This is a genomic window from [Clostridium] citroniae WAL-17108 (assembly GCF_000233455.1).
GTDB classification, from domain to species: Bacteria; Bacillota; Clostridia; order Lachnospirales; family Lachnospiraceae; genus Enterocloster; species Enterocloster citroniae.
On sequence record NZ_JH376422.1, the window covers coordinates 248,982 to 272,386 of the forward strand.

Consider the following 23,405-nt stretch of genomic DNA (forward strand, 5'->3'; position numbering starts at 1 on the left):
TGTAAGCGGACTGCCTGAATCAACAATCGTCAGGCACGGGCGCATTACAGGCTGGGAAAACGGCGACATTTCTATGCCGTTTACTTAATAAAAAGGATATCATTGCAAATCCCTGTGGTGCAGGGAGGTATGCAGGATGTCTTTCCTTTTCAATTATATAGTTCGCCAACCGGTCCAACCGATTCCAGCAAGAGTATAACTTCGGACAAACAAGTTAGTATCTGACACTGCAAAAGCAACCTGAATAGCCCAGGCAAGCTCAAGAGACATACCGATAACAAAGCCATTACCAAATCCACTGACTCCCTGCTTATATGGTGTATTGAGTGTATTATTATCCCAAATTGCCATTACTACCGTCTCGCTTTTACCCTCAGTAAGGAAATTGCAGTCAGCAACTCTGCTCGCAAACCTGTTACTTAAATCCGTATTGAGCACATTAAGCTGCTCTTTTAGCAGCTTTCCCATCGGCCCCGATAGCACTGTTTCCTCATCCGTAGACAGAAAATCATTTACTATCTTACTCTTAAGGACATACGTTCCCAGCCGTTCCATTAAAACGGTGTTCGTTACAAACTCGGTCAGCAGCTTATTTGCAATGGCATCTATCAGACCCTGGCCGGTGGTCCCTGCACCCGCTTCTCCTCCAAGTATCCCATGAGTATCTATCGCTTTTAGATTAGCAGCCGTAAAAGTATCCCTGGTGATGATACTTCCCGGTGTCACCGCCGCTATCACATTGCTCACGCTGCCAACCAGTACATACAGAGTGAACTCCGCGAACTTCGACCGGTTCGTGGACCCATTGGCATAGATATAGGTTGGATCCGTTGAGATATCCATGTACCCGTACAGTATCTCCCCTTCATCCGGATCCTCCGCAAATACCCCCACCTCTGTGACCAGAAATCCTTCCGTTACGTTGTCGCTGCTCACCTGTACTGTGATATAGGCCATGTCATCCTGTACCCCGTAATCCGCTATCTCCGCATCTATTTTATAAGTATTCAGGCCAATCATGGATTCCGGCGAATATCCCTCCGGCGGTTTACCGGTCCCTACGGCAGCCCGTGTGAACTGCAGGCTTCCCTGGGATGCCGCCAGCTTTGTTAGCAACCTGAATCCCTTACTGACAACAAACGTTCCTGTTGCCTGAATTACATGTTCATTTGCCATCTTATCTTCCCTCCGGATATACAATCATTTTTGTATGTATGTACACATTTCCCTGTACCCTGACATGGGCCTTCCCTTCCCGGTGCCCATTCGTTTCCTGTGGCCGTCCTATGTATCTTACATAGGTTCCCAGCGTGGTGCCCGCATACAGCTTTCTTTTCCCTGCATAACGCTGCAGATATTCATGCACCGCTTTCAGATGGGCTGGGATATACTTCATGATGCGCTCCTCCTGTTCCAGGACCGGCTCCCTGGCATCAAAATAGTAACGGATAGTCAGGGTCAGATGCTCCGCATCCTCCAGTATCTCGCAGTCCCATCCGGTTATCTGTTTTATCTTGGCCTTCAGGTTTGGGATGTTCATGACTTCCTCATTTAACAGTATCATCCTCTCCCGCAGCCACTCCGCCACTTCCAAGACCACACCCAGATACGCCTGCTCCGCCTGGAGCAGGTCCTCCATCTGAGGAATCCGTATCTTAATTCCCGGAAGCATTTTTTCATCCAGAAGCATTTAATGTCAGTCCTTTCAATGTGAAAAATTGGTCATAGTCCGCTGTCATGGACTCTTCCCCTTCATTCACGGTATATTCCACTATCTCCTTCACGCCAGGCGTCCCGCCTATGAGCATCCCAATACGATAGTAATTCAATACCGTTTCTTTCTTTCCCTCCAGGGCAACTTCCGCCAGGTAAGATTTTACCTCCTTGCCGGCCTGGGCGCGGACACTTTCCATATCCGCCCCTTCCTGCAGCTCGATGATGCCGTTAATAGTCACTTCCACTGCCTCAGCTGCACGGATGACCGGCTGCGCTCCCACCGGCCTCTGGGTCTCAATGTAGGCCCGGACCAGCTCCACCACATCTGGTGTAGGTGCTCCGGCCTCTGGCGTGAGCAGGGCCACGTGTACAATTCCAGACCCATCTCTAACTCCATGGACTCGCGCGCTGCCGATAACCCGTTTCCCTTCTGCGTTTTCTACCTGCCTGGCCCAGAACGCATAGTGATTTTCATTTCCGGATGTGATGACCTCGTCAATCCGCAGGTCAATCTCATCCCACAGGGGTTTAATCAGCATGCTGTTGTACCGGGCCAGCTCCTCAGACACGGCCTGCATGTTATCCATGGAGAAGCTCCCTTCAATCCGGGTGTCCTCATTTTTCAGCCCAGCCTTCAGCCTGGCCAGGATGTCCGATGCGCTCCATTCCAGCTCCATTACCTCACCGCCTTTATATCATGTTGTATGGTTTCTTCACCGTACACGCTTCTGCAGCGGAATGACTCCTTGATTCCATCCTTTTGCAGCACGAAATCGAATTCCGATAGCTCCTCTATATAAGGGTTGCACATCAGTGCTTCCGTTGTGTACCGTTCCAGCTCCATCTGGGTCACCTCATCGTTCATCGGTTGGCCTATCAGCTGCTCCTCTATCTCGCTCCCAAACGTAGTATCATAGGCCGTATATCGGTACCTGGCTGTTTCCAACGCAAAATAAATCCAGATGCGCAGGGCCTCATTCCCCTGGACCAGATAGGTCCTGCCATCATCATCCAGTTTCAGGCAGTGTTTCTCAAAATCATACGCATATTCCCGGAACAAGGGAAGTTTCTTGGACGCGGCTTCCTGGACTGTCTCAGTATTAATGAATGGAAATACCCCCATGTCACACCTCCCTGCAGATAACATAAAAGGAGCTTCCTATCTGGGCCGCCAGCACGGTATCCCCGGCCGTTGCGTCACACTGTGGGTTTCCATGAACATTATGTGAGAACAGTTCCCCACCAATCCGGATGGCAGATGGCGACACATATTCCGCCAGGATGAGGGGACTGCTTCCGCCTGCCCCTTGCTCCTTAATACGCCTTGCCAGCTTTGCTGTATATCCTCCCATATCATCCTCCTCGCTTCTGTTTCTTGTCCTCGGATGGCTTATCAATCTCAACCTCATCCATCAGGTTCTGGAATGCAAGGGTCAGGCTCATCGTAGATTCCCCATTGGAATATTTGTGGCTGTCACTCTCAATAAAGAACTGGCCAATCAGCCCGGTTTCTTCCTCCTGTACCAGCAATGCATATCCGGCCATCGCCCGTGTGTCATCCGGGATGCCCGTGACCGTAGCGGATGGATCACTTCCATGAAGCAGATTCTTAGCTTCCGCCGCTGCGTCCTTTCCCTCTTCCTGTTCCAGGACTTTCTGGATGGTTCCATAGGCCGCCTGGCTGGCTGTATCCTCCACGATCCCCACTACGGTACCCTTTTGATTGGTGATTAAAACCTTGTTGACAAGGTTTTGAAGGGTGGTCTTGTAAGTAGCATCTGACAAGTTGGAATCTCCGGTCAGTATCACTCCGCTGTCCTGGCCTTTTTCAATGACGGATACCCGGTTAACCTCCGTCATCATCAGCTGATATTTCTTACCATTCTTCCGGGCGGCTGCCGTATAGGATGATTGTATGACCTGATATCCGGTCTTTTTTACACATGGATTCGTGATTGTAATACCCGTGGCTGCCATAGTTCCAGCCGTGATTCCAAGTGCCCCGCATACATCCCTTGCAATGTCCTCCGGAGCCCCGTTATAATCCTTCGTCAATTCGGATCCTGTTAAATAGAATATCAGGTCATAAGCCAGATACCGGACCAGGTTGCTTCCTGCCATCTTTTCAATATCAAAGATAATTCCGCCAAATAAGAAGGTTCCCGTGTCCGTCTGAAGGAGTACCTGGTCTCCCTCGTTAATGGTCACATTTGGGAAGTTTGGGTCCTGCGTGTTCTTGGCAATGGTAAATTCCAGTTTCCTGGCTATCTGTCCACTGTCCCCGCTCCAGGTTATGGTTTCCACCAATTCACTCAGATCCTTATCGCCCACCAGGATATTCAACTTTCGTTCTCCTTTCCGATTACGGGATTGCCAGGACCGTCCCCGGATAAATCCACCAGCCGTTGTTACTGCTGCTTTTTCCATGCTGCTTGGCGGCTGCTTCAATCACGGCACTGTTGGCCGCATATATCCGGGAGCTTTGGGCCCCGTTCCCGTATGCTTTTTTTGCGATCCCCCAAAGGGTATCCCCGCTTCCCACCGTATGGGTCTTAGCCGGGACTGCCTCGTCCGGGCGTTGTTTCAAGCCGTTGTCGCGCACCTGCAGCGGGATGGACACGGTCGGCACGGTCAGGTTCCGATACTCCGACAGCTCCAGCGTATAATACATATCCCCGCTGCCTTCCTTTACCTTAAAGCTGCATTTGTCAATCAGCATAGCCAGGTTGACTCCCATGTCCGTAATGATCAGGCGCTTTGTTTCCTTGTTCTCTTTCCAGTTCTCAATCTTAGCCCTGTATTTCTTAGGGGGCATATCAGCATAGCGGTAAAAAGGGGATTCCCGGCTAGGGAAAAAGGAGGAGATTGTCGCTGTGGCGACATCCCGGTTCCCCTTTAAATTGACCGTCCCCATGTTAAGGAGGGTCAGACGCTTATTAAGCTGCGGCGTGATGACTTCCAGCTCTACCGGGTTAACCGGCAGGACAATGTCTCCCAGCTTGATTTTCCTCGTTTTTCCCATATGCCTCTCCTTTCTGTTTATGCTGTATTGTCAAGTTCTTCTATGATTTTCTTTGCAGTGCGTTCGCTGATTTCCTCAATGTCATCCTCACTCCTTACATGGACTTCATCCGCTATCTTTTGGATTTGGATCGTGATGGTCTTTCCACCAGATGGCGTCACATCCCCTCCATCGGCTGGGTATCTGGAAAGTTGGATTATATTACTGTCTCCCATAGCTGCCCAGGTAAAGCTTTCCTTGGAAGGCAGTATCCGCGTCCCCTTCGGAAGGTCAATCAGCTCAGGGCCCTTCTCACCCACCCAGGTGGGACCGCCTCTCCAGTTATTGTCTCCTCTGGCATTCTTCCCGGGACTGACGCCGCTTCCGGAGCTTCCGCTTCCGGTATCTCCTCCGCCGGTCACCAAATCCTTAACCTTGGACCAGGCCCCGGCCAGTAAGTCCGCGCCCTTTCCAATGGTGTCAAATATCGGCTCAAGATGGGACCACACCCCGCTGATTGTATCCTGGATGCCGGGCCATACCTTCTGGACCACGCCAAATACCAGCTCAAAGGTGGTAATCAGGATGTCCATAACCGGGCTGATGATGCCCCAGGCAGTTTCCAGTACCTTGGCAATGGCTGGGCCTGCCGTTTCTATAACGGACTGGATGAAATCTGACCGTTCCGCTAAAAATTCCACCACGCCGCCTATCTTGTCCCCGATTTCCGACATGATGGTCGTGACAACCGTAGCTACTGCGGAGATGGCTGAACCAATCCCGCCCGCCACAGCCCCTATGATAGAGGCCGCCTGTTGGATAACCGGCACCAGGCTCATGACCACGGGGCCGATACCCGCCATGGCCGTGGTAACAACCGGGGCTATCTGTCCAAATACCGTGGACATACTCCCCAAGAAGCTGGATGCGATGGGCAGAGCCGTGGATACCACGCTGCTGATGATAGGAGCTATCTGAGTGAAGGCGGTCTTAGCCAGACCGATTCCCTTCCCAAGTCCCTGTCCGAATCCGGAGCTGAGTTTCTTTAAGACGGGCTGTGCCTCGTCCATTAGCCCAATCACCTCGGACAGAACCGGCTTTAACTGCTCCACCACACCAAGGCCGAAGTCCGCCGCGTTGCTCTTCATTTTGCCGGTGATCGTGGACATAAGCCCCGCTCCGGAACCGGCCAGCTTTCCGGCTGCTCCTCCAAAAAAGTCCTGGAGTTCACCGGATACGCCGGAAAATCCCTTCTTTTTGAACTCCTCCGCTGAAACCTTGAAGCCGAAGGATTTAAGCCGCTCCGTCTCCCCGACCTTTAAGTCTCCCAGGGCCTCGATGGCATCCATGATGGAGGCAGTCCCTCCACTGGCTGCTGCCATATCCTCCGCCAGCGTTACCAGGTTCATGGCGTCCGTGGTGCTTCCACCAGCAAGTGAAATGGCCCTTGAACCAGCCTGGATGACTTCCCCGGTTTCAAAGGGAGTCGCATTGGCATTCTCCCTCAGCTGCTGAATGTAGGACTGAGACTGCGCCTTTACATCCGCTTGGGAAAGCTCTTTATTCGTGGCCCCAACGAAATGTTCAATGGAAATCTGCTGCTGTTCCAGCTGCATCCCCGCACTGACGGATGCGCCAAGGGCCGCTGTCCCGGCTGCCGCAGCAATCCCCACCGGTATCGCCACAGCCTTGGCTGCCTTGCCAATCCTTCCCACGATTCCCTTGATGGCCCCGCTGGCCTTGTCCACCACCTTAATGACGGGGGAAGCCACCTTCCTTCCCAGACGGTCCAATGCACCGGCTGTCTTTTTTACCACCTTGAAAGCCGTATCCTTCGCCTTCAGAACGGCCGTTACAGGCCTCCCCACAGCCTTCAGGACAGTTCCAGCGCCCTTAATCACCTTTGTGGCTGTATCCTTTGCCTTGACTGCCACCGTGACCGGTTTGGTTTTCTTCGCTGCATCCGTGACACGTTTTAACGCTCTGGTCGCATCGCTTACATCGGCCTTTAGTTTTCTGGGTGTTCCCCATACGCTTTTCAGGGCGCTGGATGTCTTTTTTGTATCCTCACGGAGTTTTGACTGCTCGCTCCGGAGGTTCCTCAAGGTGGCGCTGGCGTTATCCTTGAGGCTGATGCTTCCTGTTACGCCTCCCATCGCCTACCTCCTTCTGGACAGTACCCTGCATAGTGCCTTAAAATATTCCTCCTCCCGCTTCTGTTCCAGCCGCATGGATGCGACAAAGAAAAGTTTCTGGGACAGTCCCATGGACAGGAGATATTCCGGGGTGAATCCCTTCTGGATGTAATGGCTTAAAAATTCCGCCTCTCCATCCAGTCGGATTAGTTTTTTAGGCTTTCCTCTATGACCTCAATCTTGTTCTTTCCACTTACACCGGACAGCTCCATGATCTTTTCCGCCATCTGCCTAATCTCGTAAATCTCAAAAATGTCAACCACATCCGTGTATTCCTGGATGTTCCCGTCCTCCTTCATCTGCTTGGCAACCGCTTTTAAATCCGGCTCCACGGTGGCTATGTAGACGGAATATTTATCACCTGCGTAAGGGTCATCCGTATTATCAATCTCCGACACCTCCGCAATCTCCTGTTTTGAAAGGCCGCGGATCCGGATCCGTTCATCCATACTTGGCACCCGGACCAGGCAGGTGCGGTGTATCTTCTTTTCCTCCGCCCGTTTTTCTGCCTTTGCTAAAAAACGTTTAAAAACATCCTCTTTATTCTGTTCCATCTTCCGATTCCTCCGTCCTATTTGATTTCGTCTAAATTCTTCATGTCACTTGGAGTAAAGCCGAACTCCCACTCCTCCTGTACCTGTCCCCCTGTCTCCCAGTTGATGACCGGGATGGTGTTCCACCAGACATTATCCGTGCTCCAGCGTTCTATCTGGCCGTCCACGGCATCCGGGTCCTTCAGCTTTGCAATGATCTGGCTGCGGACATCCTGGCCTGCACTTAGCTTTTCCAAGACAGCCTTTGCCCTGGAATAAACCTTCTTGATGGACAGGGTGCCTGACCCCTTAAGCCCGGTCATCTTGCTGTCCACGTCCATCCCCATCTGCACATCCTCGCGGTTGACCTCCACCTTCTGTTCAATCTTCTGAAGAACGAAGATTTTTTCACCGTCCACCCAGACCTCTCCCCAGCTTCCGGTCAGGGTCCGGTTCCCTCTCACGTTTCCTGCCATTGTCTCCTCCTTACATGTTCACGGTCATCTGCAGGTCCTCCATTGCGTCCACGAACTTCACATGGCTGGCAATAAACACCTTGGCCCCAGTGTTGGCCGTCAGAATTTCTGTCTCTGTCATCTGGGATACATCCTGCCCCCGTTCCTGCAGGTACTGCTTCTGGGCCTGCGCGTCCACCGATGCCGTATTGTCATAGCTGGCATCCAGCACCTCCCCTGCGAGTCCTGCCTGGTACGCCCGCACAGCTGCCACGAATAGCTGCTTGTTGTCATAGTCATTCACATACTTTCCTACATAGCTGTCTGTGAAGGTGTTGCGGATGTCGTCCTGATATAGATCCATCCCCTCCACGATCTTAATCTTGCGCACATCCTCCGTCTTTTCCTTCGTAAAGGTGGTCAGGCTATTAACACCACGGCCCACCTTGTACTTTTCGCCGTCAAACACCAGAATAAACTCTCCCTTATTAATGCGTTCATCCGGGTCCGATGGACACTCTGCCTTTAATACGTCTCCCAGCACGTAGTAAGTGCTGGAGCGTGACAGGGAAAGCCCGGCTAAGACCCCCGCAATCCGTGCACAGTATTCCTTTGCCGTGTGGGTCTTTCCAGTAATGGAGGACTCTATCCCATCCGTGGTCAGATTGATAATCCCTTCATGATCGCTGGCACTTGCTGCCAGCACTGCTTTAAACGTCTTATGGTTCTTATCCCGCATCTCCTTGATCCAGGCCGCCAGCGTGGTCTTGTCCTCGTCTGAAATATCCGGATAGCACAGGTAATTCCAGCGCAGGTACATCAGCACCTTCAAGGCCGCAGCCAGGTTGGGGGACTCGGCGGACTCCCTCAGTACAATCACCCGCACGGGTCCTCCTTCGAATAGCAGCTTTAAATATCCGTAGTTGGCTTCCGTCATGTGCTCAAAGTCAATGTCCAGGATGCTCTCATAGACCGACAGCCTCTGGCCGCCCTCCGTGTCATCCTTTATAATACAGGCCACAATCCCCCTCTCGCTCCGTTCGATGGCGGAGGCGGCAAGGCCCTTAAATATAATTGTGATGTTCGGTAATCCTAATGCCATGTTCTCATCCTCTCTCGGTTCTCATTTCCAGTGTTCCAATCTCCGTTCCTTCCTCAGGCCTGTCCGATACGATGAAGGTAAGAGGGAAGGTCAGGTGAAGCATGCCGCCGCTGATATTGGTGGTAACGCGGGCTACCGTGGCTGCCCGCCTCTCTCCTCCGTAAGCAAATGGAAAGACCGGCCGGAATACGCGGTCCAGTTCCATGGCCTTTTCGCCATATCTGCGGATTGACTCCTCTGGCTCATGGTAATCTACGGATACCATCAGGGCCGCTTCTGTCTGGTCCGGGCTGATAGTCGTGAATGAGGTGGGAATCACCTCCACAAAATACCATTTACTGCTATCCTCGTTCTCCGGTTCCAGCGTCCTGTCCGTCCGCATAATTTCCTCGGCATACACATCCACATCCGGTTCATGGCCGCGCAGCATACCGATGGCCGCGTCCTTTACTGCCTGTAAGATGTTCTCATCCATACAGTTAGTTCCTCCTGTCTTATACAATGTCATGGGTGTTCAGGAAATCGTTCATCCACTCCTGCAGGTATCCGGGAAGTACGGCCTGAAGCTCCGCAAGGGACAGCTCCATCATGTGGGCCCCCTTAACCGTCTTTGCCTTCAGGCGCTTCCCCAGGGCCGGAACATACTGCCCTACCTTCTGGCGGTGTCCCCATTCCACTGCCTCGGCGTACTCTACGTTGTTGTACACCTCAATCACATATTCATCCCCGCGTTTCCGGACTTCCCCCACTTTCCAGTTGTTCTGCAGCCAGCTGGTCTTTTTAGGAGTTTTCTCCTCGACCTTGCCCTGCAGCTCCATGGCCACCTGGATGACCATGGCCTTAAACTCTTCCGGATACTGCTCCTCAATGGCCCTGGCCAGTTCCTGTTCCCATTCGTCCAGTCCATCCATACGGTATTCCGTCCCGGCCATCAGACACGCTCCTGTTCCAGGATAAGCGGGACCTGGTTGTGAGAGGGCTGACGCTCGGCCAGTCCGGCCATGGCTTTGGTGAGCCGTCCCCTCTGTTTAATTTCCAGGTAATCATTAGGCTCTATCTCTATCTCCGGACGCACAAACAGACTATACTGGGTGGGGACACTTCCTGCGGGCAGTTCCCGGTTCAGAGTTCCTCCCGTATGGGTGGACAAAGCGCAGGAGATGGATTCATAAACCTTCCTTCCCTCCGCTTTCCTGTGAAAGACCGTCTCTCCGTTTGGCAGACGGTCTTTGAAAGGTCGGTAAACAGTCACGGTATCTTCATAGGTCAAAGCCAGGATATCTGCTTCTGTCATGTGTTCCTCCTTTATTTTGGCAGGTTCATCTTTTTATAGCGGCGCAGCTGGGGCTCATAGTCTTTCAAAAGCCGGGAGGATGCCTGGGTAAGGGCCGTGTCGTCCCGATAGGTGATGGAGGTATCTCCCCTGGTCACGGAGGAGACAGCACCTGCACCGGACAGGTTCATCTCCTCCTTTAAGGTGTCCTCCGCCATCTGTGCAATCACCGGCTCCAGCATTTTTGGAATATCCTCCCGATTGCAGCGGATGAGGACCATGGTTCCAATCCGCCGGATACACCGCTCCACATCTGATTTCTTGTCATCCGATAGCTTTAGGGAGGCCATCACCTCCCCGGTTATCCATGTAAGCTGCTCACTGGTCATCTGCGTCTCCCCTCCATTACGCCGTTTCTTCCGGTTCCACAGCGGCCGGTTTTGCCTGTTTGAAATTCGCACGGCAGGTCTTGAGCTTTTCCTTCGTGATCCACAGATCATGGTATCTCCGGTAATCCCAGCCCCATGCCCGGGCCTTCTGGTTGGTATCCGGGTCAAAGATCCGCATCTTGTCCGTCTTGGAAACCGCGATGGGGGCGTTCTGCGGCGTGATGAGCCAGTTAATGTCAATAGCATCCTCCGCCGCCTTAAATCCGCCTTTTTCCTGTCCGGCTGTCTTTCCGTCCTGGAACACGTACTTGGACTTCATACGGCCGGACGGCACGGACCGTAAGGGAATCCCATTCAAGGATTTGACCTTGACCGTTACATCTCCCTGGGAAAAATCCGTCACATCCAGCCGTCTGGACAGCTTATCCGAATTATTCAAGAGGTTTAAAACCAGGGTGGAGATGGAGACGATGAGAGGGGTGTTCTCCCCTACCACGTCCTGCACAGCCGCTATATCATCTAAGAGCGCTTTCAAGATGCTCGATTCCGCAGGCGTATAGCTGTATGCTGCCAAGTCCGCTCCCATACATTTTTGCGCAATGGTGCTGTAACGGTAGGCATCAATCTCCGGGACAACATGGACCCGCTGGAATTCTCCCATCAGGCTGGCGGCTGCCAGCACAAAGCCGGACTCATCCACATCGTTTTCATCGATTTGGAAGGAGCGGCCCCTGTCCTTGGTCATCTTCATGGTCTGCCACGAAAGGTCCACGCTGCCTGCGACAAACCCGTTCGCCCGGTCATAGTCCGCCAGCCCGTCCATGACAACATTGGGAATTTTCACCTCATCGCCCCCGCTGTAGCGCACCAGGTCACGGTTCACCTCCATCCAGCCGGATGTAGCCTGTTCCACAGCTGCCGCGTCAAGCTCCGGCTGAAATATCTTTGCATACTCAATTGTGTTTGCCATCTTATAATCCTCCTCTGATTCGTTTCTGAATTTCCGCGCTGATCATGCCGTCTGTCAGGCTGGCTGCTCCTCCCAGTCCCTTGGGAGTGGTGCCCTTAAGCCGCTCCTTGATGCCTGTCTCCAACTGCTCCTGGTACATGGCTCCAATCTTCTCCAGGCTGGCCGCCATCCTGGCTTCATCTGTATAATCCAGGAATTCCGACAGTCCGACCGGAAGCTTTTTCTCCGCCAGCTTAGCGGCCGCTTTCTGTTCCAGCTCCATCCGCTTCAGTTTCCCGGTCAGCTCTGCGTTCTCCTTTTTCATAGCCTCCCGCTCCTCGGCCTCCCGTTCCTGCGGCGAAAGCTTCTCCAGGCGCTTTTCCTCCGCCCGCCGGGCCTCTTCCGCCTCCTTTGCTTCCTTTACGGCTTTTTCAATTTCAGCGGCCAGCTCTGCCTGGGTATAGGTTTTTTCTGCCTGCTTTTCACGGGAAGCCTCCTTCCCGTCTGTCCCTTCCTCCTTTTTTTCCCCTGCTGTTTTCCCATCCTTTGCGGGCGTCTGTACCCCCGGGCCCTCCTCTTTCTTCTGGCTTCCTCCCAGGAGGCTGCGTATCTTATCAAGCAGTCCCCCCTCCTCCTGTTTCTCTCCCTGCTGCTCCAATACCGTATCTGACACAGCTGCCTTTGTTCCTTCTTCCATCCGATGTTCCTCCTATCCATTCACTTCCGCCATGATTTGGGCTTTCTCTTCCTCTGTGATCCACTTCTTTTTGACCGCATTGGTCAGATATTGCTCGTTGCCTGTTTCTCGATAGATACGGGTCAATGTCTGTATCATGCTCCCTCACCTCCTGTCAGTGCATCCATAGCAAGCACATCCGTGGTTTCCTCCACTGCCCCTACTCGGTCCGCCAGCTTTTCAAGCTCCGTCCGTTCCCGGATCCCCCAGGAAGCAAGGAGGGTGCCGTCCTCCTTTCCCCGGACTACCAGCACCGGATCTCCAAGTATTAGGTGCTCGTAGGTCCCGGTCACCGTATCACCGTTCTTTATCTGTACCCGGGATAAGTTCTCTTTTGTCATCTTTTCCCAATCCGCCATTAAGGCTTCCCGCCCCTCATAGGCGGCCTCCATCTGCCCCAGGCAGGATCCGGCTTCCAAGATGATGGCTGTTCCGTCCTTTAACAGTAATTTACGTTTTTCCATGATATTCTCCTTCCATTGCTCCTATTTTTGCGTAATAAAATAAGCCCCATAGCTGGGACTCATTCTCATTTCGTTACTGTATCGTTCCCTCCAGATGATTCTGGCTCAATCCGATGCGGGCAGGCGTCCTTCCCGGACCATATCTCTTTTGGGATTCCTTTTTCATATGACAGACAGTAGTGGAGCTTCCATGCCTCCTCTTCATCACAGGGAGCCAGGATTCCCTCCATCAGTTCATCGTATACCAGGCAGTTTTCACAGTTCTCATGCTTCATGCGATTTACACTCCTTCACCAGGCGTTTTATGTATTCCGGCATCGGCTCCCCGTTTTCGTACATAACCGCCGCCTCACAAATAAACTCCCGTTCATTTTCCGAAGCACGGTAGGAAATACCATAAACATCGCCGCTTTTCATAGCCCTATTATAACATTCCTTTAATTTCCTGTCATCCCGCATCCCTGTTTCGTTTACAATCATATGCATCATTTCATGCTGGATGACGCATGCTATCTCACGGCCTTTATATAAGACATTTCCCCGGCTGTAACGTTTTAATTCCATCTGCCTGCCATATGCCTCCCTGACTGCTTCCGACGCCCCTTCATTTAGTCTCGCCCGCAGCTTTCCCATGGAAGCTTCAATCCGTTTTGTCCAGTGCAGTACACTTCCTTCATAATACTGCTCCGGCGCATTCATGAGCGCCGTACCCATCCGCAATCGTTTTCCTACGGCTGAGCCCATTTTTCCAGGAGCATCCCGGGAATCAAATATTGTGATTTCATCCAGTTTCTGAAACGGGGCCTTTGCAAGCTGCCGTTCCAGCTCCGCAGCTGCTTTCTTGTAATTTGCTTGATTCACCTCCCCTGTCACCTTTACCTTGGATGCGTAGGGCTGCAGCAGGCCGGTCGCCTCCCGCCGATTCTTTAGATTCGCAAAGATGCCTTTCTTCGCATTTTCCTGTCCTGGTCCTGATTCTGCTTTATCCGATTCCTCCATATGTTTTTTCTTCCATTCTTCAAACTTCGGATTACTTTTCAGCGGATTTCCCTGGCGTTGTTTAAATACGGGTATATCATAGGCTGCCACCGTGGTGCATTTGCAGTTCGGATGGATAGGCGGCAGGTTCTCCCCGGCCCTCGCGTCTGATAGTTCAAACACCTGACCATTCAGGCGCTGGCAGATTTCACAACCTCCGCCCAGGAAACGGTACTTTGTCACCCCAGCATCCTGATACGCAAGCAGCTGGCCCTGATTGGCAAAGTAGATGGCCTCTGTCCGTACCAGACGCTGGGCCGCATACCTTCCCTTTCCCATCACATCGTCAATCTCCTTTGCAATTTTATCCACACCGGCCCCGCTCATGAATCCCAGGGTCAGCTCCCGGCGGGTCAGCGCTGCCAGCTGGTCCGTGTTATCCCAAAGCGCTTTTGAATACTGCTTTCCGCTCCATGGATAAGATAAAATCTGCTTTAACAGCCGTTCATCCACCTTCGACACATCCCAGGCCACTCCCCCGATACTCTGGATATCGAACATTTTACGTTCATAGTTGGTCTGCACCAGTCCTTCCAGCAGTCCGGTCAGCCCTGTTTCTGACCGGCCAGCCAGGCGGGCCATGTTGTGATAGATATTTGCCAGCAGCTGCTCCTTCCGGCTGACCTGGCTCTTGGCCGCCAGGGTGTTCAGTTCCAAGGCCAGCCGCGAATCCTTCCCCTGGCCTTCCAGTTCCTCAAGGTATCCCTCCAGTGACTTTTTCCATGTACTGTACTCCTTTCCCGTCAGCAGTTTTGAAGCCTGGGCCTCTGTCAGCTGGTTGTCCCTTGCATACCGGCTGTAAAAGGCCCGGATTTCATTCTCAAGGCCGTTGGCACATTCGTCATACAGCTCCATCAGGTCTGCCTCGCATCCATCGGATGCTTCTGCATTCCGTAAGACCTGTTCCTTCGCCGCCTCAATCCATGCATTACGCTGCCGCTGGTTCATCTTTTCTCAGCCTCCACTTCCTGGTCAGACTTTTCGGTCCGGAATGCCCGGACCAGGTTCTGGTACATCCCAAAGGATTCCACCCCTTCCTGTTTCTCCTCCTCCAGCTTTTCCAGTTCCTCCTTCGGATTGTCCACAAAGGGCAGGAGCTGCAGCAGCGTCTCCTTGGGCAGCATGCTGGACAGGTTTCCGATGATTTGTGACTGCTCCAGGATGTTCTGCGGCTTATTACGCCGGAACTGCATATCAAGGTCCCGGTAATCATAGTTATGTCCCAGCAGGTTCAGGACGTGGGTAATCAGTTCAATCCTCCGCTGCAGGGCCCGCTTGAACTTCCGTTCCTTGATGGCGCATATCTGCTCCAGGCCCCACAGCTTATAGGATACCGCCACCCCGGACAGGTTCCCTCCAAACGCTTCATCTGTCATGTTGGGGACATTGGCTCCCAGGTGGATATCCTCACGCAGCCGGTTCTTATAGTTCTCCAGCGCCGTGTCATCCACTGTCTTTAAAATCCAGCCCACATCCCCTCCATCCTCCAGAATAACGGCACGTTCCCGCTTCATCTGCGCGATGTCCTTGGAATCCACATCCCCCAGCCGCGTTACCTTCAGGATGGCATCGTCATTGTACTGGAAATAGTTGGCCGTATTGGACTGCACCCGGTTATAGGCATCAATCTCAGAAAGGACCCCTTCAAAATCCCCAATCCGCTCCCGGTTGTTGACGTACTCGCAGAATGGCACATCATTCCAGTAATGCTCTTTCCACCCGGTCACTTCTAACATTCCTCCGTTAAAAGATCGTAGGTAGATAACCCGGGTCCATGTCCAAAACTCCACACGCAGGAGGATGTTCCCATTCTTATCCATGCCCCGCACCATGCGGATAGCCGCAAGCGGGGAGGTGAACTCGCTTTCCGTCTCATAAAACAGGATGAGGTTTTCCGGGAAAACCAGGCCCAGCCGGATCCTCCCGTCCTCATCCAGATAGACCATCTCAAAGCAGTCCCCCTTGATGCTGCACTGTTTCCCCAGCTCCGTGTTGTGATCCTGCTCATCGTTATAGTCGAAGATATCCTGGATGGTCTGCAGATATTCCTCGTTCTCGGAGCTGTACACCACCGGCTGCCCCAGGAAATAGCCCGTGGCCGTGTCGGTGATGTAGCGGGCCATGTTATTGACAATCCGGTTGTCACCTCCGGTCTTATCCGTTCTCTCTGAATGCAGGATGTCATGATCCCCCACATAGTAGCGTTCCAGTTTCTGATATTTCATCTGGTAACTCTGCTTCACCACGATTTCCCGGATATCCTTCACCGTCAGGGACTCGATGGAGGCCCGGTCCATATATACAATCATTGGATTCCTTCTTTCCTCTTTCTTATCAGATCAGGCTTTCCCTTGGGATGACCTTAAACTTTCTGACTTTCTTGGCCAGGGTCCGGCACCCCTCCAGGGCGTCTGGGCCGTCATCATGGGCTCCCATTGGGAACTGTATCAGCTGCTCCAGCAGGCGCTTATGGCGTCGGCTAAACTTGATGTATTTGTTCTTGATATCCGGCTGCATGGTCTGGATGCGCAGCGTTTTGTCCGCCGTCTGTGGGACTTCCTCCACAGGCAGGTACAGCCCCGCTCTGGCGCTGGCTTTTACCAGCTCCTCCTTTAAGAACCATTGGAACTGCACCGTCTCACAACCGAATTTCTTATATCCCCTGCCATAATCCCGTCTGATCCGCCGCTCCTTTTCCAGGATATCCGATATGATGCGGTCCGGATGGCGGCGCTCGATATCGGCGTCAAACACATACATATATCCCGTTCCCTTATGCTTAGCCAGTGTGATGATAGCCGAAAAGTCGCTGTGCTTGGTCTTTCCAAGGGATGGGTCCACAAAGCCGTAAAACACAAAGCTGCGGTCCTTAAAGTCCACCTCGGCTTCGTTGTAGTAATCCAGCCATTCCTCCTGGAACAGGCAGTCATCCGGATTGATGGGCTCGTTCTGTTCCTCACTGTTAAAGGATGCCTCTCCCTCATCAATCCGCATCTTCATCAGGTCATAATAGGACAGCTTCTCCTCCCACAGGACCTCCGTCCCTTTGAGCATCTCTGCCTTATGGGCTTCAAAGAATGCCTTTGCGTCCTCCTCATGGGAATCATTGGAAAGGTCCGTGTAGATGTCCTCCCATTCCTTCCAGAGGTCATCTGCCTGGGAAAAGGAGAGCACTGCCTTGTATTTGATGGATTTATACCCCGTATTGGTCAGGGTATGGGCTAGCAGGCTGTCATAGTGCAGCAGGGTCCCGATATACACGATATCCGTATAACTGTCGCCTGCCTTGGAAACGGCCTTGTTAAACCAGTTTGACAGCTTGGAACGCTGCTCCGCGGTCCGGACGTTCTCATCATTCTCGATATCATCCAACACCAGCAGGTCCGGCCTCCAGTTCCGATGCTTCCTGCCTCGTATCTTCTTGCCTGACCCGATGGCCTCCACCTTGATGTTGGTGGTAGTCAATATTACATTGTTACGCCATACCTTTCCCTGCAGGTTCCCGAAGTCCTCCCGTATCAGGCCGTTTTCCTCAAACTCCACACGGATGTTCTCCAGGAATCCTTCGGCCTGGTCCGAACTGTCAGAGAGGATGATGGGATAATGCTTGTACTGATACAGGATGGCATGCATGCTGCCCTTGAAGGTCAGCGTGGTGCTCTTCGCATGGCCTCGGGGGGCTGCCACGGCCCGGCGGCATCCAGGCAGGCGGTCAATCTCCCTGGCTGCCTTCGGTGTGATGGGGAAGCGGCCCTTTAACACGCCCTGCTGCCAGATGGCGTCCAGGTCCCGGTGGAAGCTAGGGGAGGGCTTGGAAAAGTAGTGGGGGAAGTAAGCGCGGCCAAAAAACTCCATGTCAATGGCTCCCAGCTTCCTGCGGATCCCCTCAGGTCCGGTAAGTGGCAGGCCGGAATCATACTCCTTTAAAAGCTGCCTGCGTTCCGGCTCCTCACCCTTCCTTAAAAAAACGTTCAAAAGTTCATCCAGGTCGTTTAAAACGTTGTCCTCTTCCTCATAAAAAGCCCGGCTTTCCGCCTCCGCCAGTGCCCCCATCAAGGTGTCAATGCTTTTCTGCTTTCCTTTCCTCATGGCTCCCACCTCCTCCCTGCCGTTCCCGGCTTCATATACGGCCCGTATTTGGAATTTCCCGTCTATTGGGGCGTTTCCCCGCTGGGAATCTTTTGAACGCTTTTAAACGGGTCCTGATACGATTTAAACGGGGTCTTGTCCCAATCAAAAACGGAACCCCGCCTGGAGTTCCCGGAAGGACTGGCTTCGCCATCCCGACCGGGCTTTTCCCGCTTGGTTCCGTTTCCTTATATCCGCGCGCTTCCTGCACCGGGACGAATCAACCGTCTGCATTCTTCGCGTTTCCTGTCTGTCCTATACTTCCTCTGGCAGCCGGATGCCCAGCTGCACCTCTTTCTTCTCACCACAGATAGATAGCTCAATGGTAGCCCTGAGGCTCCGCTTATCCATCCGTATGATACGGCTCTTAAAGTTCTGCAGGATGCCTGTTTCAATCTCCAGGCCCCCCTCTGTCTCCCGCACCAGTGTGGGCTCCAGAGGTATTCCTCCCTGTCCGGCCAACAGCCGGATCCATTCTGCTTCCAGGTAGGTCAGGGTACCGGACAGCAGCTTTACGATTCCTGGGACAGCCTTCAGCCGGTAATAATTTCCGGCATTGTAATCCATCTGAAGAAACACATAACCGGGGAACAGTACATACTCCTTTGTTCCCCAGGCTCCTCCGCTTCGGACCGGACGGTTCTCCACCGGTGCCAGCGTCTGGAACCCCATGTCCGTCAGTTTCGCGGCAATGTCTCTTTCTTCACCGGTTCTCACCTGGACCACATACCACAGCATGGCTATCCCTCCATCCCTTCCTGCTTCTTTTTGTTCAGATAGGCGCTGACTTGCCGGTACAGCTCCGGCTGTTCCTTGGCCATGGCCTCGAATACCAGTCCCTTAACCGCTTCCAGTCCGGCCTCATAATTCTCCCGTGTCTGGACTTCAATACGCTTCTTGTAGGCCGCTGCGCGGATAAGGCCGTTAGTCTCCTTAATCAGCTTATCCACCGGCACTTCCTTCATCTGCTCCTCGTCCACGTTCGTCAGGGCATTCATCACATGATGGCTGGCCAGACGGATAAGCGCCTCCGATGTGTCCAGATCCGGGTAGCGGTTCATTTCATCCATCAGCATTGAAAAGTTACTCTGAGCCACGTTAATCATTTCCACCGTGGCCAGGTACTTCTTGGCATAGGTGCAAATGGCCATTTGGCTCATTTCCTCACCGTTTTCCTTCAGGTATGCCACAATCTCCTTGTAAGTGCTTCCGGTCAGCAGCATCTGCTCCACTGTATCCTTTAGCTCCGGAGGAAGCCGGTCTACCTTTCCAATGCTGCGACGCCGGTTCTCGCCGCTCATACCTTCACACATTCGTCAGTCAGACTTCCCTGCATCAGCCGGATGCCCTTTTCCGACGCCCTTGCTTCCAATTCGTCATAATTGTAGTCGGCCAGATCCGCGCCAGAAATGCGGCCTTCAATGGTACGCGTTTCGATGTATCCGGCCAACTTCAGGAAATGGATGCTGTCCAGAAATTCCGGCTTTTCCACGCCCCAGTTTTTCACTCCTACCCGGACCTGCTCCAATGGGCTGAAGCCGCTCCGGTTCAGCAGGTTGATACAGGTAAGGACCGATCCGTTGTTTGCCGGGAATGCATCCGCTCTGATCCGTTTCATCATTTCGTCTCTGTTCATATCACTCACCCTTTCTTTGCCGCTTCTATCATCATTTCCATCATCCGGTCCAGCTTCCGGTCCATCTTGCTGATTTCACGGATAAAGTCATCTTTGGTCAGGTAGTTCTCACGAATTTCTTTAATGTCCTTCCGGCATTCATCAAAGTCCTTCTGGTGGGTATCCCTGGGTGTATAATCCTCACGGATTTTCCGGATATCGTCCTTAAGTTCTTTCGTCTGCTCCTTCAAATCCTCTTTACTGGCAGATTGTTCGCGGCCCTCCCGAATCTCCGTGTCGTGCCGGTCTACCTGGGACATGGTCCGTTTCAAAAAATATGAGACAACCCCGATTCCCAGGGTGATTACCGTCGTTATGACCCATTCATTCATCGCTAACCTCATAAATCAAAAAAAAATACACCTGCAAACTAGTGCAAGTGTATCTCATCATGGGGCAATATTCAAAAAAAGTACTTAAGAAGTTTAGTACAAAATTCCTTTTAAGGATATCTGGCCATCCATCGGCTTTGCCCGTATCTCGCGGGCTTTCTCTATGACTATATTCCGAATCCAGGTTTCTGTCAATCCATATTTCAAGGCAAGCTCACGGTAGTTCTTTCCGTCAAACTCCTCCCGTATAAGTTCGTCCCTCACCGGTTTCTCCAGGCTCTCTATCTTGGGGATATAAATGGGGGTACCGTTATAGTTCCTTACCAGGGCCCGGAACGCCTCTATACCGATGAGTCCGGCAAGGGTACGCTGCTCCTCATCCAGGTCCTCCATCTGCACCTTATCCAACAGGTCCATCCTTACACCCCCTTCCGGCGCTCTTTACATACCCCTTTAATACTTCAATCAGCTTGTTTCCTGAGTCAAAGTCAATCCAGGCAAAGGGTGTCCTGGCAATTGCGTCCGTCCCCAGTTCCTTTTTGATGATGGCGCACAGACGGTCTCCCAGTGATACACTCCCAGGCTTTTTATCGTACTTGGCCAGCTCATACATCAGGGCCCATATCTTCTTCTGCTGGCCGCTTGTTACCCCGCCAGGCCTCGATGGATGCTCCCGTTCCCGCCGGGGCCTTGGAGGGGCCTGCCCGCCCTGCAGCTGCGTAAGCCTGGCAATTACAGATTCCGCTTCCCGGTAGCTCAGGGCCTTCACGGACTCTTTCCCGGTTATGGTTGCCACCAACGCATGCAGCTCGTCCTCATGGTCATGGCCCACAAGGCTTAACTGATGTCCAACAGCATAAATCCGCTTCATCTGGTATGGGTCAATGCTTCTCATGGCTTTATCTCTCCCCTCCTCTATGGCCTCCTGGCCTGCTGACAATCCCTAACTTTTTTCTTCCGCTCCTACCGTCACCTTGAGGCTCTCATCCACAATCACGGCCGCGTTGATGATATCAACCGCTTCCTGGGGGGTCCCGCTCCATTCGGCTGCCTTCAGCACCTGGAGCATCCACTCCCAGTTGACCACCTCTGACACCAGATAGGCCCAGTCGCTGGCTTCCTTTGCGTCCAGCCCGGCTGACTTCATCAGGCTTTCCGTGTCCTTCTCATACTTTCCCTTCAGCTTCTTACGCAGCGTCCGCTGCAGCTTCTCATCCTTCGTGATGGCCTGGATGGTATCATCCAGTGTTCCTTCCGTATAGGCGCCAAGATAGGCGATGGTGAACAGGCGCTTGGCCGGAGCTGCAAGGGAATAGCTGGTCTTTTCCGTTACAAAGTCTGGGTAAACGGTATTTAAAAGCCGTTTAACCATCGCCATGGAGACCGGCTTGACCGTTTCACTGTTTCCCACCACCACCCGGGCATTGCTGCTGCCCCAGTATTCCACGGTCTTTTTCTTGGTGTCCTTTAAGTCATTGACAGCCAGGTTCTCAAACCACGCCTTGATTTCCTCCATCTCCGCCTGGATCCGCTCCTTCTGGGCCGTCAGCTCCACCAGACGGTCCGCCCTGGCTTTGATTTCCTTTGTTTTCTCCGTCACTGGAACACCTCCGCAATCTTCCCGGCACAGGTCCGGCAGACTTCCATCCCGCATACGGCAGCCACATCCTCCACTGTCCCGCAGAACCGGCAGGCTGGGACATGCTTCGCGATATGGATTCCGGCCTCATCCGCTGTCACATCCACTGGGACCCCCGGAAGGATTCCTGTTTCCTGGCGGAGCATACGCGGAATTGTGATACCGCCGCCTTTGGTAACTTTTTTACTCATCTGCATGGAATTTCTCCTTTCCCACTCTGCATTGATCAGGGCTTGTGACCCGCACTGGCTATAAGCCGGTGGCTGCATTAGGAAGGGGCGGCTGCCCCTTAGCGGTTCCTTTTTCCATACCGCCACTTATTACTGTATTTCTGTATCTGGCAGACCAGGGTGAATACCGCTTCAATCCGCTGTTCCTGCTTCATCTGGTCACTGTCCAGCGTATAGATAAAAAGCTTGCTGCCATTATCTCTTATGTATACGGTCTCCTCCGTGTGCGGGAGCAGCATGTTGCCGGTGTATACTTCCCCATACCAGCGCAGCTTCCCGCTGCTGTCAATCACACGGGGTTCAAAGTAAAACTCATCCCTTAGTGCTTTCATCCTTTCTCACCCCCATCCAGGCCGTCTGGAGCAGGAAACCAAGGAGGTTCCATATCCGGTCCCGGATCTTCTCCATGCAGGCCTCCTGGCCAATCTCCTCCGAATAGTTTCTTGGGTCCACGCAGGCACTGGATTCCACCAGCTCAAACCCATTTTTCAGGATGCACCGGACCACGGTCGTGCGCTCCCCCAGCTTCATGACCTCTACCTGGTCAATGAACGCCTCCACCATTCCGGGTCCGATGCTCACGCCGGATGGGAGCTGCGGGTTATCATCCACTTCCAGATAGGAGTGGTCAAACATCCCCTTGGGGCTCCAGCTGACATATCCATCCGGGTACTGTATCAGGTATCCTTCATCTTCCGGGTTTTCATCCGCCGGGTTTTCCCACCCACGGTATCTGTTATACGCGCCTCTTGTCATTGGACGCGCCTGGACCAGCTTGGTTCCTATGTATTTCTTCATATGTTTTTCCTCCAATTTTAATTTTTCGGTTTGCTTTTTAACGCTACTCCCAAAACATACGGAGCGAGTTCTCCAAGTGGAATATTCCACACTACCCAAAACAAAATCCTTTTTATCATGTTATTTTTTCTCCTTAAAAGCCTAAGTTTTAATATCCCAGATACCGGCCGCATGTCCCAAGGGGGCATACCGGATTCAGGTACTTCCTTCCCACTGCGCATGCACACAAGCTAATGCTCTCACCCCTGCTGTCCTCTATTACTCGCCTGTGGCGACAGGACAGGCATCGTTTTCCCATTTCTGTGGGCCTATGCTCCTTTTCCATTCCCGCCTCCTTCTACTCTTGGCTTGTATGTCCGCTTCCCGTCCAGGTACTGTTCCTCCGTTTTCTGACGGCCCACCAGTTGATTCATCCGTTTAAGGATTGCTCTCGCTGGCTGTTCCCGGAAGAATTCCACTACCTGCTCATTCCGTTTCATGATGTCCTTCTGTTCCCTGCGAAGCTTCCGGCTCCTGGAGAGCTTCGTTGCCACACGGCTCCGTTCCTTGCTGGTGGCCGCAAACTCCATCTCATGCAGCAGGTCCTGCAGACGCCGGTCCTCAAGGGCTACCGCTTCACTGGCTGTCCGGTACTGCTCCTCACATTCCTTCACCCAGGCCAGGAACTCCTCCAGCCTTACGGAATGGTTCTCCTGACTCTTCAACTTAACCTCCCTCCTTTTATACTTTCTTCTTCCTTTTGTTTCCTCACT

At 52.8% G+C, this 23,405-nt stretch carries 35 protein-coding genes; all 35 read right to left on the minus strand.

The genetic code is table 11. From position 1 onward, the window contains the following. Window positions 1-153 precede the first annotated feature (153 nt). Window positions 154-1,176: a hypothetical protein gene (locus HMPREF9469_RS31825; RefSeq protein ID WP_007863079.1), complete on the minus strand. Its 1,023-nt coding sequence runs from the start codon at window positions 1,174-1,176 to the stop codon at window positions 154-156. 1 nt (window position 1,177) lies between these two features. Further along, entirely contained in the window at window positions 1,178-1,690 is a 513-nt protein-coding gene (locus HMPREF9469_RS14310; protein WP_007863081.1) for a hypothetical protein, read from the minus strand. After that, the gene (locus HMPREF9469_RS14315) at window positions 1,677-2,393 is read right to left on the minus strand and encodes a baseplate J/gp47 family protein (RefSeq protein WP_007863083.1); all 717 of its coding nucleotides are present in this window, start codon (window positions 2,391-2,393) and stop codon (window positions 1,677-1,679) included. Before HMPREF9469_RS14315 ends, HMPREF9469_RS14310 begins: the two co-directional genes overlap by 14 nt. Further along, on the minus strand, window positions 2,393-2,839 hold the full coding sequence (locus HMPREF9469_RS14320; protein ID WP_002570854.1) for a DUF2634 domain-containing protein: 447 nt from the start codon (window positions 2,837-2,839) through the stop codon (window positions 2,393-2,395). Before HMPREF9469_RS14320 ends, HMPREF9469_RS14315 begins: the two co-directional genes overlap by 1 nt. Before the next feature lies 1 nt (window position 2,840). Further along, window positions 2,841-3,068, minus strand: a complete 228-nt coding sequence (locus HMPREF9469_RS14325) for a hypothetical protein (protein ID WP_007863090.1) — start codon at window positions 3,066-3,068, stop codon at window positions 2,841-2,843. A 1-nt stretch (window position 3,069) separates the two neighbouring features. Beyond that, window positions 3,070-4,059, minus strand: a complete 990-nt coding sequence (locus HMPREF9469_RS14330; RefSeq protein ID WP_007863091.1) for an XkdQ/YqbQ family protein — start codon at window positions 4,057-4,059, stop codon at window positions 3,070-3,072. A gap of 19 nt (window positions 4,060-4,078) precedes the next feature. Next, on the minus strand, window positions 4,079-4,738 hold the full coding sequence (locus tag HMPREF9469_RS14335; RefSeq protein ID WP_007863093.1) for a LysM peptidoglycan-binding domain-containing protein: 660 nt from the start codon (window positions 4,736-4,738) through the stop codon (window positions 4,079-4,081). A gap of 17 nt (window positions 4,739-4,755) precedes the next feature. After that, window positions 4,756-6,873, minus strand: a complete 2,118-nt coding sequence (locus HMPREF9469_RS14340) for a phage tail protein (protein ID WP_007863094.1) — start codon at window positions 6,871-6,873, stop codon at window positions 4,756-4,758. A 185-nt stretch (window positions 6,874-7,058) separates the two neighbouring features. Continuing rightward, complete coding sequence (locus tag HMPREF9469_RS14345; protein WP_007863095.1) at window positions 7,059-7,466, minus strand: hypothetical protein; 408 nt, start codon at window positions 7,464-7,466, stop codon at window positions 7,059-7,061. Between the two features lie 17 nt (window positions 7,467-7,483). Then, the gene (locus HMPREF9469_RS14350) at window positions 7,484-7,921 is read right to left on the minus strand and encodes a phage tail tube protein (protein WP_007863096.1); all 438 of its coding nucleotides are present in this window, start codon (window positions 7,919-7,921) and stop codon (window positions 7,484-7,486) included. 10 nt (window positions 7,922-7,931) lie between these two features. After that, complete coding sequence (locus HMPREF9469_RS14355) at window positions 7,932-9,002, minus strand: phage tail sheath subtilisin-like domain-containing protein (RefSeq protein ID WP_007863097.1); 1,071 nt, start codon at window positions 9,000-9,002, stop codon at window positions 7,932-7,934. A gap of 4 nt (window positions 9,003-9,006) precedes the next feature. Further along, on the minus strand, window positions 9,007-9,477 hold the full coding sequence (locus tag HMPREF9469_RS14360) for a hypothetical protein (RefSeq protein WP_007863098.1): 471 nt from the start codon (window positions 9,475-9,477) through the stop codon (window positions 9,007-9,009). Between the two features lie 19 nt (window positions 9,478-9,496). Further along, the gene (locus tag HMPREF9469_RS14365) at window positions 9,497-9,934 is read right to left on the minus strand and encodes an HK97 gp10 family phage protein (protein WP_007863101.1); all 438 of its coding nucleotides are present in this window, start codon (window positions 9,932-9,934) and stop codon (window positions 9,497-9,499) included. Beyond that, the gene (locus HMPREF9469_RS14370) at window positions 9,934-10,296 is read right to left on the minus strand and encodes a hypothetical protein (protein WP_007863103.1); all 363 of its coding nucleotides are present in this window, start codon (window positions 10,294-10,296) and stop codon (window positions 9,934-9,936) included. The genes HMPREF9469_RS14365 and HMPREF9469_RS14370 overlap by 1 nt, the downstream gene beginning before the upstream one ends. A gap of 11 nt (window positions 10,297-10,307) precedes the next feature. After that, complete coding sequence (locus HMPREF9469_RS14375) at window positions 10,308-10,664, minus strand: head-tail connector protein (RefSeq protein WP_007863104.1); 357 nt, start codon at window positions 10,662-10,664, stop codon at window positions 10,308-10,310. 16 nt (window positions 10,665-10,680) lie between these two features. After that, a complete protein-coding gene (locus HMPREF9469_RS14380) occupies window positions 10,681-11,634 on the minus strand; it encodes a hypothetical protein (protein ID WP_002595611.1) in 954 nt (317 codons plus the stop codon). A gap of 1 nt (window position 11,635) precedes the next feature. Continuing rightward, complete coding sequence (locus tag HMPREF9469_RS14385) at window positions 11,636-12,310, minus strand: capsid assembly scaffolding protein Gp46 family protein (RefSeq protein WP_002595612.1); 675 nt, start codon at window positions 12,308-12,310, stop codon at window positions 11,636-11,638. 12 nt (window positions 12,311-12,322) lie between these two features. Further along, the gene (locus HMPREF9469_RS32635) at window positions 12,323-12,448 is read right to left on the minus strand and encodes a hypothetical protein (RefSeq protein ID WP_002595613.1); all 126 of its coding nucleotides are present in this window, start codon (window positions 12,446-12,448) and stop codon (window positions 12,323-12,325) included. After that, window positions 12,445-12,813, minus strand: a complete 369-nt coding sequence (locus HMPREF9469_RS14390; RefSeq protein ID WP_007863109.1) for a hypothetical protein — start codon at window positions 12,811-12,813, stop codon at window positions 12,445-12,447. Before HMPREF9469_RS14390 ends, HMPREF9469_RS32635 begins: the two co-directional genes overlap by 4 nt. Before the next feature lie 65 nt (window positions 12,814-12,878). Continuing rightward, the gene (locus tag HMPREF9469_RS14395) at window positions 12,879-13,088 is read right to left on the minus strand and encodes a hypothetical protein (protein WP_007863112.1); all 210 of its coding nucleotides are present in this window, start codon (window positions 13,086-13,088) and stop codon (window positions 12,879-12,881) included. After that, a complete protein-coding gene (locus HMPREF9469_RS14400) occupies window positions 13,078-14,799 on the minus strand; it encodes a minor capsid protein (protein ID WP_007863114.1) in 1,722 nt (573 codons plus the stop codon). The genes HMPREF9469_RS14395 and HMPREF9469_RS14400 overlap by 11 nt, the downstream gene beginning before the upstream one ends. Continuing rightward, on the minus strand, window positions 14,796-16,160 hold the full coding sequence (locus HMPREF9469_RS14405; protein WP_007863117.1) for a phage portal protein: 1,365 nt from the start codon (window positions 16,158-16,160) through the stop codon (window positions 14,796-14,798). The genes HMPREF9469_RS14400 and HMPREF9469_RS14405 overlap by 4 nt, the downstream gene beginning before the upstream one ends. Before the next feature lie 25 nt (window positions 16,161-16,185). Beyond that, entirely contained in the window at window positions 16,186-17,940 is a 1,755-nt protein-coding gene (gene terL / locus HMPREF9469_RS14410) for a phage terminase large subunit (protein WP_007863119.1), read from the minus strand. Between the two features lie 294 nt (window positions 17,941-18,234). Next, the gene (locus HMPREF9469_RS14415; RefSeq protein WP_007863121.1) at window positions 18,235-18,717 is read right to left on the minus strand and encodes a transcription termination/antitermination NusG family protein; all 483 of its coding nucleotides are present in this window, start codon (window positions 18,715-18,717) and stop codon (window positions 18,235-18,237) included. Between the two features lie 2 nt (window positions 18,718-18,719). Continuing rightward, entirely contained in the window at window positions 18,720-19,292 is a 573-nt protein-coding gene (locus HMPREF9469_RS14420) for a phage protein Gp27 family protein (RefSeq protein ID WP_227125930.1), read from the minus strand. After that, entirely contained in the window at window positions 19,277-19,615 is a 339-nt protein-coding gene (locus HMPREF9469_RS14425) for a hypothetical protein (protein ID WP_007863124.1), read from the minus strand. The genes HMPREF9469_RS14420 and HMPREF9469_RS14425 overlap by 16 nt, the downstream gene beginning before the upstream one ends. A 5-nt stretch (window positions 19,616-19,620) precedes the next feature. Beyond that, window positions 19,621-19,986: a hypothetical protein gene (locus HMPREF9469_RS14430; RefSeq protein ID WP_002570877.1), complete on the minus strand. Its 366-nt coding sequence runs from the start codon at window positions 19,984-19,986 to the stop codon at window positions 19,621-19,623. Between the two features lie 93 nt (window positions 19,987-20,079). Further along, complete coding sequence (locus HMPREF9469_RS14435) at window positions 20,080-20,403, minus strand: Mor transcription activator family protein (protein ID WP_007863125.1); 324 nt, start codon at window positions 20,401-20,403, stop codon at window positions 20,080-20,082. Beyond that, the gene (locus HMPREF9469_RS14440; RefSeq protein WP_007863126.1) at window positions 20,387-20,881 is read right to left on the minus strand and encodes a regulatory protein GemA; all 495 of its coding nucleotides are present in this window, start codon (window positions 20,879-20,881) and stop codon (window positions 20,387-20,389) included. The genes HMPREF9469_RS14435 and HMPREF9469_RS14440 overlap by 17 nt, the downstream gene beginning before the upstream one ends. Window positions 20,882-20,929: 48 nt before the next feature. Then, window positions 20,930-21,586 carry a hypothetical protein gene (locus HMPREF9469_RS14445; protein WP_007863128.1) on the minus strand — a complete coding sequence of 219 codons (657 nt, stop codon included), beginning with the start codon at window positions 21,584-21,586 and terminating at the stop codon, window positions 20,930-20,932. Beyond that, window positions 21,583-21,822, minus strand: coding sequence for an AbrB/MazE/SpoVT family DNA-binding domain-containing protein (locus tag HMPREF9469_RS14450; protein ID WP_007863130.1), 240 nt, complete (start codon window positions 21,820-21,822; stop codon window positions 21,583-21,585). Before HMPREF9469_RS14450 ends, HMPREF9469_RS14445 begins: the two co-directional genes overlap by 4 nt. A 92-nt stretch (window positions 21,823-21,914) precedes the next feature. Then, entirely contained in the window at window positions 21,915-22,187 is a 273-nt protein-coding gene (locus tag HMPREF9469_RS14455) for a hypothetical protein (protein ID WP_002595627.1), read from the minus strand. After that, the gene (locus HMPREF9469_RS14460) at window positions 22,168-22,653 is read right to left on the minus strand and encodes a Gp49 family protein (protein ID WP_007863132.1); all 486 of its coding nucleotides are present in this window, start codon (window positions 22,651-22,653) and stop codon (window positions 22,168-22,170) included. The genes HMPREF9469_RS14455 and HMPREF9469_RS14460 overlap by 20 nt, the downstream gene beginning before the upstream one ends. A gap of 148 nt (window positions 22,654-22,801) precedes the next feature. Beyond that, window positions 22,802-22,978, minus strand: a complete 177-nt coding sequence (locus HMPREF9469_RS32455) for a hypothetical protein (RefSeq protein WP_002595629.1) — start codon at window positions 22,976-22,978, stop codon at window positions 22,802-22,804. After that, window positions 22,962-23,357, minus strand: coding sequence for a hypothetical protein (locus HMPREF9469_RS14465; RefSeq protein WP_002595630.1), 396 nt, complete (start codon window positions 23,355-23,357; stop codon window positions 22,962-22,964). Before HMPREF9469_RS14465 ends, HMPREF9469_RS32455 begins: the two co-directional genes overlap by 17 nt. Between the last annotated feature and the right edge of the window lie 48 nt (window positions 23,358-23,405).

Coding starts and splice junctions, on each gene's coding strand:
- HMPREF9469_RS14310 (WP_007863081.1), bottom strand. CDS start 1,690: ATGCTTCTGGATGAAAAAATGCTTCCGGGAATTAAGATACGGATTCCT.
- HMPREF9469_RS14340 (WP_007863094.1), bottom strand. CDS start 6,873: ATGGGAGGCGTAACAGGAAGCATCAGCCTCAAGGATAACGCCAGCGCC.
- HMPREF9469_RS14385 (WP_002595612.1), bottom strand. CDS start 12,310: ATGGAAGAAGGAACAAAGGCAGCTGTGTCAGATACGGTATTGGAGCAG.
- HMPREF9469_RS14365 (WP_007863101.1), bottom strand. CDS start 9,934: ATGGCCGGGACGGAATACCGTATGGATGGACTGGACGAATGGGAACAG.
- HMPREF9469_RS14415 (WP_007863121.1), bottom strand. CDS start 18,717: ATGCTGTGGTATGTGGTCCAGGTGAGAACCGGTGAAGAAAGAGACATT.
- HMPREF9469_RS14315 (WP_007863083.1), bottom strand. CDS start 2,393: ATGGAGCTGGAATGGAGCGCATCGGACATCCTGGCCAGGCTGAAGGCT.
- HMPREF9469_RS14450 (WP_007863130.1), bottom strand. CDS start 21,822: ATGCAGATGAGTAAAAAAGTTACCAAAGGCGGCGGTATCACAATTCCG.
- HMPREF9469_RS14370 (WP_007863103.1), bottom strand. CDS start 10,296: ATGACAGAAGCAGATATCCTGGCTTTGACCTATGAAGATACCGTGACT.
- HMPREF9469_RS14360 (WP_007863098.1), bottom strand. CDS start 9,477: ATGGATGAGAACATCTTACAGGCAGTAAAGGACGCGGCCATCGGTATG.
- HMPREF9469_RS14395 (WP_007863112.1), bottom strand. CDS start 13,088: ATGAAGCATGAGAACTGTGAAAACTGCCTGGTATACGATGAACTGATG.
- HMPREF9469_RS32455 (WP_002595629.1), bottom strand. CDS start 22,978: ATGGAAAAGGAGCATAGGCCCACAGAAATGGGAAAACGATGCCTGTCC.
- HMPREF9469_RS14435 (WP_007863125.1), bottom strand. CDS start 20,403: ATGGACCTGTTGGATAAGGTGCAGATGGAGGACCTGGATGAGGAGCAG.
- HMPREF9469_RS14420 (WP_227125930.1), bottom strand. CDS start 19,292: ATGTGTGAAGGTATGAGCGGCGAGAACCGGCGTCGCAGCATTGGAAAG.
- HMPREF9469_RS14400 (WP_007863114.1), bottom strand. CDS start 14,799: ATGAACCAGCGGCAGCGTAATGCATGGATTGAGGCGGCGAAGGAACAG.
- HMPREF9469_RS14380 (WP_002595611.1), bottom strand. CDS start 11,634: ATGGCAAACACAATTGAGTATGCAAAGATATTTCAGCCGGAGCTTGAC.
- HMPREF9469_RS14390 (WP_007863109.1), bottom strand. CDS start 12,813: ATGGAAAAACGTAAATTACTGTTAAAGGACGGAACAGCCATCATCTTG.
- HMPREF9469_RS14440 (WP_007863126.1), bottom strand. CDS start 20,881: ATGAGAAGCATTGACCCATACCAGATGAAGCGGATTTATGCTGTTGGA.
- HMPREF9469_RS14430 (WP_002570877.1), bottom strand. CDS start 19,986: ATGAATGAATGGGTCATAACGACGGTAATCACCCTGGGAATCGGGGTT.
- HMPREF9469_RS14375 (WP_007863104.1), bottom strand. CDS start 10,664: ATGACCAGTGAGCAGCTTACATGGATAACCGGGGAGGTGATGGCCTCC.
- HMPREF9469_RS14325 (WP_007863090.1), bottom strand. CDS start 3,068: ATGGGAGGATATACAGCAAAGCTGGCAAGGCGTATTAAGGAGCAAGGG.
- HMPREF9469_RS14350 (WP_007863096.1), bottom strand. CDS start 7,921: ATGGCAGGAAACGTGAGAGGGAACCGGACCCTGACCGGAAGCTGGGGA.
- HMPREF9469_RS14425 (WP_007863124.1), bottom strand. CDS start 19,615: ATGAACAGAGACGAAATGATGAAACGGATCAGAGCGGATGCATTCCCG.
- HMPREF9469_RS14335 (WP_007863093.1), bottom strand. CDS start 4,738: ATGGGAAAAACGAGGAAAATCAAGCTGGGAGACATTGTCCTGCCGGTT.
- HMPREF9469_RS14320 (WP_002570854.1), bottom strand. CDS start 2,839: ATGGGGGTATTTCCATTCATTAATACTGAGACAGTCCAGGAAGCCGCG.
- HMPREF9469_RS14405 (WP_007863117.1), bottom strand. CDS start 16,160: ATGATTGTATATATGGACCGGGCCTCCATCGAGTCCCTGACGGTGAAG.
- terL (WP_007863119.1), bottom strand. CDS start 17,940: ATGAGGAAAGGAAAGCAGAAAAGCATTGACACCTTGATGGGGGCACTG.
- HMPREF9469_RS32635 (WP_002595613.1), bottom strand. CDS start 12,448: ATGATACAGACATTGACCCGTATCTATCGAGAAACAGGCAACGAGCAA.
- HMPREF9469_RS31825 (WP_007863079.1), bottom strand. CDS start 1,176: ATGGCAAATGAACATGTAATTCAGGCAACAGGAACGTTTGTTGTCAGT.
- HMPREF9469_RS14455 (WP_002595627.1), bottom strand. CDS start 22,187: ATGAAAGCACTAAGGGATGAGTTTTACTTTGAACCCCGTGTGATTGAC.
- HMPREF9469_RS14345 (WP_007863095.1), bottom strand. CDS start 7,466: ATGGAACAGAATAAAGAGGATGTTTTTAAACGTTTTTTAGCAAAGGCA.
- HMPREF9469_RS14355 (WP_007863097.1), bottom strand. CDS start 9,002: ATGGCATTAGGATTACCGAACATCACAATTATATTTAAGGGCCTTGCC.
- HMPREF9469_RS14460 (WP_007863132.1), bottom strand. CDS start 22,653: ATGAAGAAATACATAGGAACCAAGCTGGTCCAGGCGCGTCCAATGACA.